The 558-nt window shown below is 64.9% G+C and carries 1 pseudogene; it reads right to left on the bottom strand.

Annotated features, from left to right (window positions below):
• Nucleotides 1-558, bottom strand: a pseudogene (locus tag AEQ63_RS26110) (RHS repeat protein); the annotation flags it as partial.

Raw genomic sequence — 558 nt, 5'->3', positions numbered from 1 at the left:
CATAGCGGTACTGCACGCGGGTGCCGTCGGGGTTGATGCGCCGCGAGACCAGGTGCAGGTCGTCGTCATATTCGTAGCGGGTGATGCGCCCGAGTTCGTCGCGTTCGGCGGTGATCTGGCCGTAGGCGCCGTAGCTGTAGGCGCGGGTGCTGCCCGTCGGAGAAGTCGTCAGGATCAGTCGGCCGGCCGCGTCCCACTGCTGACGGCTGACGACACCAAATTCATCCTGGGTGGTAATCCGCCGGCCCAGCGCATCGTAGGAAAAACGCCGCACGCCGCCGTCCGGCAGGGTTTCCTCGATGAGCTGGCCGAGCTCGTTCCACACCCAGCGATGGCGGCTGCTGTCCGGATAGCGCAGCGACAACAACTGGCCGCGCAGGTTGTAGTAGTAATGGGTGACCTGACCGTCAGGATCGACCGCTTCGGTGACCGCACCTTCGGCGTTGCGCCGATAGATCCACACCGCGTCGCCTCGGCAACGCTTGTAGAGAAAACCGTTGCGGTACTCGTAGGACGTTGGCGCCTCGTCCGGCGGAATCAGCGCGATCAGCCGTCCGA

The organism is Pseudomonas sp. RIT-PI-o (genome assembly GCF_001297215.1).
Lineage (GTDB): Bacteria > Pseudomonadota > Gammaproteobacteria > Pseudomonadales > Pseudomonadaceae > Aquipseudomonas > Aquipseudomonas moraviensis_A.
This window is presented reverse-complemented; position numbering and strand designations above follow the sequence as displayed.